Origin of the sequence: Bradyrhizobium genosp. SA-3 (assembly GCF_004212635.1) — a bacterium.
Classification (GTDB): Bacteria; Pseudomonadota; Alphaproteobacteria; order Rhizobiales; family Xanthobacteraceae; genus Bradyrhizobium.
In genome coordinates, this window is the sequence record NZ_PSRT01000223.1 from 1 (window position 1) to 8,839 (window position 8,839).

Here is an 8,839-nt window from a genome sequence, read left to right on the forward strand (position 1 = left end):
CCGAGACCGCGCACAGGACGCCGGTGCCGCCGGCGATGGCGGGCAACGTGCCCGGCCAGCCGCTGCGCCGCCGCCTCAGGCTGGATGAGGATCCGTTCGGCGCGGTCGGCGACTATGCCGGCAGCTTCCTGATCAAGGGCGGCCTCGAACTGTCCGCCGGCTATGACACCAATCCCGCGCGCCTCAACAAGCCGGTCGGCTCGCCGGCCTATGTGATCGCGCCTGATCTCCTCGTGGTGTCCGACTGGGAGCGCCACGCGCTGGTTGCCGATCTGCGCGGCTCGTTCTCGGGCTACACCAACAACATGCCGGCGACGATCAACGGCTTCCCTTCGCCGTCGCCGGTCGAGGTCGACCGCCCCGATTTCACCGGCCATGTCGACGGCCGCATCGACGTCACCCGCGATTTCAAGCTGACCTCGCAGCTCCGCCTGCGGCTCGCCACCGACAATCCCGGTAGCCCGAACGTGCAGGCCGGCCTGCAGAAATACCCTGTCTACGCCGCCTACGGCGCCACCGTCGGCTTCGACCAGACTTTCAACCGTTTCCAGGTCGCGGCCGGCGCCACCGTCGATCGCACCGCCTACACCGATTCAAAGCTCACCGACGGCTCGACCTTTGCCAATACCGATCGCGACTTCAATCAGTATGGCGGTGTGGGGCGGTTCTCCTACGATCTGAAGCCGGGCCTCAAGCCGTTCGTGGAAATCCAGGGCGACACCCGCGTGCACGACCAGGCCGCCGACCGCAACGGCTACTTCCGCGATTCAAACGGCGGCTATGCCAAGGTCGGCTCGTCCTTCGAGTTCTCGCGCATCCTCACCGGCGAAATCTCGGTCGGCTATTCCGCGCGCAACTATGTCGATCCGCGCCTCAGCCAGCTCTCGGGCTTCCTCACCACGGGCTCGCTGATCTGGAATGCGAGCGGCCTCACCACGGTGAAGTTCTTCACCGACACGCAGATCGCCGAGACCACCATCCCGGGCTCTTCCGGCGTCCTGGTGCGCACCTATTCAGCCGAAGTCGACCACGACTTCCGCCGCTGGCTCACCGCCGTCGGCAAGTTCACCTACGGCACGCTCGACTACCAGAACCAGAATCGCAACGACAAGACCTACTCGCTCGAGAGCAATTTGATCTACAAGCTCAACCGCAACATCTGGATCAAGGGCACGCTGCGCCACGACATCCTGGATTCGAACGTCGCGGGGGCGAGCTCGTCGGGGACGGTGGTGATGCTGGGGGTGAGGCTGCAGAACTAGGCGGCGGCGAGTCATGCCTGACTGCATCGGCGCCGTTGTGGCGCCGCTCTCGCCACCCACTCCGCTGTCATGCCCCGGCTTGACCGGAGCATCCGGGGCATCCAGTACGCCGCGGCGGATGTGGTGAGTGCGTTCTCTCCAACGCGGGCCTCTGGGATACTGGATCGCCCGCCTTCGCGTGCGATAACAATTTTGTCGTGGCGATCAGTTCGCCTCACTCAGCGCGGCAGATCCGTCTTCCCCATCAGGAACGTATCGATCGACCTTGCGCACAGCCGGCCTTCGCGGATGGCCCACACCACCAGCGACTGGCCACGGCGCATGTCGCCGGCGGTGAACACGTTCGGGCGCGAGGTCTGGTAGTCGAGCGTGTTGGCCTTGACGTTGCCGCGCGGGTCGAGGTCGATCGCGAGCATCTTCAGCAGGCCCTCGTGCACGGGATGGACGAAGCCCATCGCGAGCAGGACGAGCTCGGCGTCGAGCTCGAACTCGGTGCCGGCAATCGGCTTGAACTTGTCGTCGACGCGCACGCAGTGCAGCTTATTGACCTTGCCGTTCTCGCCGGAAAACTTCTGCGTCAGCACGGCGTATTCGCGGATCGCGCCTTCGGCTTGGCTGGAGGACGTCCGCATCTTCAGCGGCCAGTTCGGCCAGGTCAGGCCCTTGTTCTCGCGCTCAGGGGGAGCGGGCATGATCTCGAGCTGGGTCACCGACAGCGCGCCCTGGCGCAGCGAGGTGCCGATGCAGTCGGAGCCGGTGTCGCCGCCGCCGATGACGACGACGTGCTTGCCGCCGGCCAAGATCTCCTGCACGCCGCCGAGCGGCTCCTGGGAGACGCGGCGGTTCTGCTGCGGCAGGAAATCCATGGCGTAGTGAATGCCTTGGAGGTCGCGGCCGGGGATCGGCAGGTCGCGCGGAGCTTCCGCGCCGCCGGTCAGGGCGACGGCGTCATACTCGTTCAGCATCTCGCGCGGATCGACATTGCCGTCAGCGCCGACATGGCTGTTGTAGTGGAAGGTGACGCCCTCGGCTTCCATCTGCTTGACGCGGCGATCGATGATGCCCTTCTCCATCTTGAAGTCGGGGATGCCGTAGCGCAGCAGGCCACCGGCCTTGGCGTACTTCTCGAACAGATGCACGTCGTGGCCGGCGCGGGCGAGCTGCTGCGCGCAGGCCATGCCGGCGGGACCCGAGCCGATCACCGCGACCTTCTTGCCGGTCTTCTCAGTCGCCACTTCCGGCTTCAGCCAGCCATTGTCCCAGGCGCGGTCGACGATCGCGCATTCGATGGTCTTGATGGTGACGGGGTTGTCGTCGATGTTGAGCGTGCAGGACGCTTCGCACGGCGCCGGGCAGATGCGTCCCGTGAACTCCGGGAAATTGTTGGTCGAGTGCAGGTTGCGCGAGGCTTCTTGCCAGTTGTCCTGATAGACGAGATCGTTCCAGTCGGGGATCTGGTTGTTGACCGGGCAGCCGGGCGTGCCAGGCGCGACCGAGCCGGTACCGTGGCAATAGGGAATGCCGCAGTTCATGCAGCGCGCGGCCTGGTCGCGCACCTCCCTCTCGGAAAGGGGAACGACGAACTCGTTGTAATGCTTCACGCGCTCGGCGACCGGGGTGTACTTGCGGTCGTGCCGTTCGATTTCGAGAAAACCCGTGATCTTGCCCATTAAACCCGTAGTCCCTGCCGCTTAGTCGTTTGTTCTCTCACTCCTCATCCTGAGGAGCGGCGCCCTTTCGCGCCGCGTCTCGAAGGATGAAGGCCCGGATGGTGCTCTCATGGTTCGAGACGCGCTTCGCGCTCCTCACCATGAGGCTTTTTCTACGCCCCGATCGCGATTTTCGGCTCGGCGTCCGCGTTGGCGGCCATTTCGCGCAGCGCGCGCCGGTACTCGACCGGCATCACCTTGCGGAATTTGGGCAGCCAGTCCTTCCAGTTGGCCAGGATGTCGGCGGCGCGCTTGGAGCCGGTCGCTTTCGCATGGCGCGAGATCAGGACGTGCAGTCGCTCGACGTCGGAGGCGAGCAGGTTCTTGAACACGTCGACCCGGCCATGCGCCTCGAGGTCACCGAACTGGTTGTAGGCGCTCTGGGCGATCATCTCTTCCGACAGCACCGGCTCGAGCTCGACCATCGACAGGTTGCACAGCCGGTCGAAATCGCCGGCCTCGTCGAGCACGTAGGCGATGCCGCCGGACATGCCGGCCGCGAAGTTGCGCCCGGTCTTGCCGAGCACGACTACGATGCCGCCGGTCATGTATTCGCAGCAATGATCGCCCGCGCCCTCGACCACCGCCACGGCACCCGAATTGCGCACGGCGAAGCGCTCGCCGGCGATGCCGCGGAAGTAGCATTCGCCTTCGATCGCGCCGTACATCACGGTGTTGCCGACGATGATGCTCTCTTCCGGCACGATTGCAGAGTTCTTCGGCGGCTTGACGATGATCTTGCCGCCCGAGAGGCCCTTGCCGACATAGTCGTTGCCTTCACCCTCGAGCTCGAAGGTGACGCCGTTGGCGAGCCAGGCGCCGAAGGCCTGACCGGCGGTGCCCTTGAGGCTGACATGGATGGTGTCGTGCGGCAGGCCGGCATGGCCGTAGATCTTGGCGACCGCACCCGACAGCATGGCGCCGGCGGAACGGTTGGTGCTGTTGATCGCGGCTTCAATTCTGACCGGCGCGCCGCGGTCGAGCGCAGGCGTCGCCTTCTCGATCAGCGTGCGGTCGAGCACCGCCTCCAGATGATGGTTCTGGCGCTCGGAGTGATAGATCTTCTGGCCCTTCTCTTCCTTCTGCTTGACGAACAGTTTTGAGAAGTCGAGGCCCTTGGCCTTCCAATGCGCGACCAGCTTGGTCTGGTCGAGCAACTGCACCTGGCCGACCATCTCGTTGAAGGTGCGGAAGCCGAGCGAAGCCATGATCTCGCGGACTTCCTCCGCGACGAAGAAGAAGTAGTTGATCACGTGCTCGGGCTGGCCGGTGAAGCGCTTGCGCAGCACCGGATCCTGCGTCGCAACGCCGACCGGGCAGGTATTGAGATGGCACTTGCGCATCATGATGCAGCCGGCCGCGATCAGTGGCGCGGTAGCGAAGCCGAACTCGTCGGCACCGAGCAGCGCACCGATCACGACGTCACGGCCGGTGCGGAAGCCGCCGTCGACCTGGACCACGATGCGGCTGCGCAGCCGCTCGCGCACCAGGGTCTGATGGGTCTCGGCGAGGCCGATCTCCCAGGGTGAGCCGGCATGCTTGATCGAGGTCAGCGGTGAAGCGCCGGTGCCGCCCTCGAAGCCCGCGATGGTAACGTGGTCGGCGCGCGCCTTGGCGACGCCCGCGGCCACGGTGCCGACGCCGATCTCGGAGACGAGCTTGACCGAGACGTCGCCCGTCGGGTTGACGTTCTTGAGGTCGTAAATGAGCTGCGCCAGGTCCTCGATCGAATAGATGTCGTGGTGCGGCGGCGGCGAGATCAGGCCGACGCCCGGCGTCGAGTGCCGGACCTTTGCGATGGTCGCGTCGACCTTGTGGCCGGGCAGTTGGCCGCCTTCGCCGGGCTTGGCGCCCTGCGCCATCTTGATCTGCATCATGTCGGAGTTGACGAGATACTCCGTGGTGACGCCAAAGCGGCCCGAGGCGACCTGCTTGATCGCTGAGCGCATGGAATCGCCGTTCGGCATCGGCTTGAAGCGGTCGGCTTCCTCGCCGCCTTCACCGGTGTTCGACTTGCCGCCGATACGGTTCATGGCGATCGCGAGCGTGGTGTGCGCCTCGCGCGAGATCGAGCCGAAGCTCATCGCACCCGTGGCGAAGCGCTTGACGATCTCCTTGGCCGGCTCGACCTGGTCGAGGGCTACAGGCTTACGCTTCTCCTCCTCCGCGTTCTTGATCCGGAACAGGCCGCGCAGCGTCAGCAGGCGCTCCGACTGCTCGTTGAGGATCTTTGCGAAGGCGCGATAGCGCTCCTGCGAATTGCCGCGCGCGGCGTGCTGGAGCAGCGACACCGACTCCGCGGTCCAGGCATGATCCTCGCCCCGGCTGCGATAGGCATATTCGCCGCCGACGTCGAGCGCGCTCTTGTAGACCTGAGCCTCGCCGAACGCGTCGGCATGGCGGCGCACCGCTTCTTCTGCGATCTCGGCAAGACCGACGCCCTCAACGCGGGTGTGCGTGCCGGCGAAGAACTTTGCGACGAAATCGGCCTTGAGGCCGACCGCGTCGAAGATCTGCGCGCCGCAATAGGACTGGTAGGTCGAGATGCCCATCTTGGACATCACCTTGAGCAGGCCCTTGCCGATCGACTTGATGTAGCGCTTGACGATCTCGTAATCGTCGAGCGAGCCGGGCAGGCGGTCCTTCATCGCGATGATGGTCTCGAACGCGAGGTACGGATTGATCGCTTCGGCGCCATAACCGGCCAGGCACGCGAAGTGATGCACTTCGCGCGGCTCACCGGATTCGACGACGAGGCCGACCGAGGTGCGCAGGCCGGTGCGGATCAGATGGTGATGCACGGCGGCGCAGGCCAGCAGCGACGGGATCGGCACCCGGTCGGTGCCGACCATGCGGTCGGACAGGATAATGATGTTGACACCCTCGCGCACCGCGCTTTCGGCGCGCGCGCAGAGTTCGTCGAGCACCTGGTCCATGCCGGCCGCGCCGAGACCGGCGTGGAACGTGGTGTCGAGCGTGCGCGACTTGAAGTGCGTGTCGGCCACCTCCGAGATCGAGCGGATCTTTTCCAGGTCCGCGTCGGTCAGGATCGGCTGGCGCACTTCGAGACGCTTGGTGGTGGCCATGCCCTGCAGGTCGAACAGGTTCGGCCGCGGTCCGATGATGGAGACGAGGCTCATCACCAGCTCCTCGCGGATCGGGTCGATCGGCGGGTTGGTGACCTGCGCGAAGTTCTGCTTGAAGTAGGTGAACAGCGGCTTGGCCTTGTCCGACAGCGCCGAGATCGGCGTGTCGTTGCCCATCGAGCCCGCGGCTTCCTCGCCCGTGGCCGCCATCGGCGTCATCAGGATGGTGATGTCTTCCTGGCTGTAGCCGAACGCCTGCTGACGATCGAGCAGGGACAGGTTGGAGCGCACGACGGTGGTCGGCACCTTCGGCAGCTCTTCCAGCACGATCTGGGTCCGCTCCAGCCACTCCTTGTAGGGATGGCTCTTGGCGAGCTCGGCCTTGATCTCGTCGTCCGGGATCAGGCGGCCCTGCTCGAGATCGACCAGCAGCATCTTGCCGGGCTGCAAGCGCCACTTGGTGATGATCTGGTCTTCGGGGATCGTCAGCACGCCCATCTCGGACGCCATCACGATGCGGTCGTCCTTGGTCACGAGATAGCGCGCGGGCCGCAGGCCGTTGCGGTCGAGCGTGGCGCCGATCTGGCGGCCGTCGGTGAAGGCGATCGCGGCGGGGCCGTCCCACGGCTCCATCAGCGCGGCGTGATATTCGTAGAAGGCGCGGCGCTTCTCATCCATCAAGGGATTGCCGGCCCACGCCTCCGGAATCATCATCATGACGGCGTGCGGCAGCGAGTAGCCGCCCTGCACCAGGAATTCGAGCGCGTTGTCGAAGCAGGCGGTGTCCGACTGTCCCTCGTAGGAGATCGGCCAGAGCCGGTTGATGTCCTTGCCGTAGAGCTCTGAGCTCACCGAAGCCTGGCGCGCCGCCATCCAGTTGGTGTTGCCGCGCAGCGTGTTGATCTCGCCGTTATGCGCGATCATGCGGTAGGGATGCGCCAGCGACCAGGCCGGGAAGGTGTTGGTCGAGAAGCGCTGGTGAACGAGTGCGAGCGCGCTCTCAAAATCCTTTTCGTGCAGGTCGGGATAGTACTTGCCGAGCTGGTCGGCCAGGAACATGCCCTTGTAGATCACGGTGCGGCAGGACATCGAGCACGGATAGTAGCCCGCAAGGCCGCGGTCGCGGCGCAGGTAGATCGCCTGCGAGATCGACTTGCGCAGGATGTAGAGCCGGCGCTCGAACTCGTCCTCAGTCTTGGCGGTGCCGTTGCGGCCGATGAACACCTGCATGCAGGCAGGCTCGGTCGGCTTCACGGTGACGCCGAGCGAGGAATTGTCGGTCGGCACGTCGCGCCAGCCGAGCAGGGTCAGGCCCTCTTCCTTGATCTGGTCGGCGATGATGCTCTTGATGACGTTGCGCCAGGCGGTGTCGCGCGGCATGAACAGCGCGCCGACGGCGTATTCGCCGGGCGCCGGCAGCTTGAAGCCGAGCTCCCCGGCCTTGCGGCTGAAGAAGGCGTGCGGGATCTGCACCAGGATGCCGGCACCGTCACCAGCGCGCGGGTCGCGCCGACCGCACCGCGATGCTCGAGATTGCAGAGGATGCTGAGCGCGTCCGAGACGATCTCGCGCGACTTCTTGCCCTTGATGTTGGCGATGAAGCCGACGCCGCAGGAATCCTTCTCGAGGGCAGGATCGTAAAGGCCTTCGGCTTTGGGGCGCGAATTGTGCTCCTGAATCGGATCGGTCGTTTTCGAGGCGACCGTCGCCGACAGCTGTTCTGCCACGATGTTTGCGCGCTCGAATTGCGACCCGTTCATTGTCCTGTCCTCTCCATGCGGCAAGCTGCCTCACCGCCATCTTCGGCGCACCTTGGGCGTTCCGCGGCACCCGCCTCTGGGTCACCGCTCGTCCGCTGCGAGCCGCATTTTCTTAAATTCAGGCCTAGGCGTTCTTCGTCCCCGAGAACGGCTTGGCCTGGTACCTTCCCGGCGCTCGAGAGCACCAGTTCTCGCTGCAATCCCTGCGCCGGAACCGCAAGCAAAATTGAGACAGTCTTCCTGTCCTAACCATCACCTTGCCAAATTTTTGTCTAGCACACAAGCGCGCGGAAGTCCCGATTCTCGATATGTCAATCAATCGCTTTCCAAAAGTTGCGCAGCCCCGGTTTTGAAGCAAACGCGCCCTGATCCGGCCCCGCGGGCGCCGAAATCCCCAATGAAGCTTCGGATCAACCCTTCGGAAGGCGCGCCACGCCGCGAGAAGCGAAAGAGGGCGGCCGTCGGGGGGCCTGACAGGAGCGTCTCGACCATGAAGTTTTTCACAGGATGTGTGGCTGCCGCCGCGCTGGTGCTAGCTGCAAGTGCGGGGCACGCGCAGGTTCCCACGAACGGTATCGCGAGAGGGGCCGTTATCGCAGTGTCGGATTTCGACGGGCCGTACGCGCCGCCGGAGGCCGCGCCGCCCCCGCCACCGCGTTACGGCTACGGCTACGAGGAGCGCGGTCCGGTCCCGGGGCTGCTGCCGTCGACCGAGGTCTATGCGGTGCTGCGCGAAAACGGCTTCTCGCCGCTCGGCATCCCGCGCCTGCGCGGCAGCGTCTACACCATCGCGGTGATCGACCATCGTGGCGACGATGGCCGGCTGGTGATCGACGCCCGCGACGGGCGGATCATCCGCTTCATGCCCGCCGCCGACGCCTACGGCATGGCGCCCGCCTATGACGAGCGCACGGTCGCGCCTTACGGTCCGCAAAGCGCACTGCCGCCGCCGACTGTGATTCGCAGCGGCCCGCCGCGCCCGCCGGCCTCGATCCCGCATGTGGCAAGCCGCACCGTGCCGC

At 65.4% G+C, this 8,839-nt stretch carries 3 protein-coding genes and 1 pseudogene; 2 read left to right on the forward strand and 2 right to left on the reverse strand.

From position 1 onward, the window contains the following. Positions 1–1,262: outer membrane beta-barrel protein (locus tag CWO91_RS40290; protein ID WP_245471534.1), on the forward strand; the 1,262-nt coding region annotated here is incomplete at its 5' end. Between the two features lie 218 nt (positions 1,263–1,480). Here the strand turns inward: CWO91_RS40290 and CWO91_RS40295 are convergent. Both CWO91_RS40295 and gltB read right to left on the reverse strand, forming a co-directional pair. Next, positions 1,481–2,932 (reverse strand): glutamate synthase subunit beta, encoded by a 1,452-nt coding sequence (locus CWO91_RS40295; protein WP_130220886.1) that lies wholly within the window; start codon positions 2,930–2,932, stop codon positions 1,481–1,483. 152 nt (positions 2,933–3,084) lie between these two features. Next, positions 3,085–7,817: pseudogene (gene gltB, locus CWO91_RS40300) on the reverse strand (glutamate synthase large subunit). Between the two features lie 490 nt (positions 7,818–8,307). Here gltB and CWO91_RS43535 point away from each other — a divergent pair. Further along, positions 8,308–8,839: hypothetical protein (locus CWO91_RS43535; RefSeq protein ID WP_165406046.1), on the forward strand; the 532-nt coding region annotated here is incomplete at its 3' end.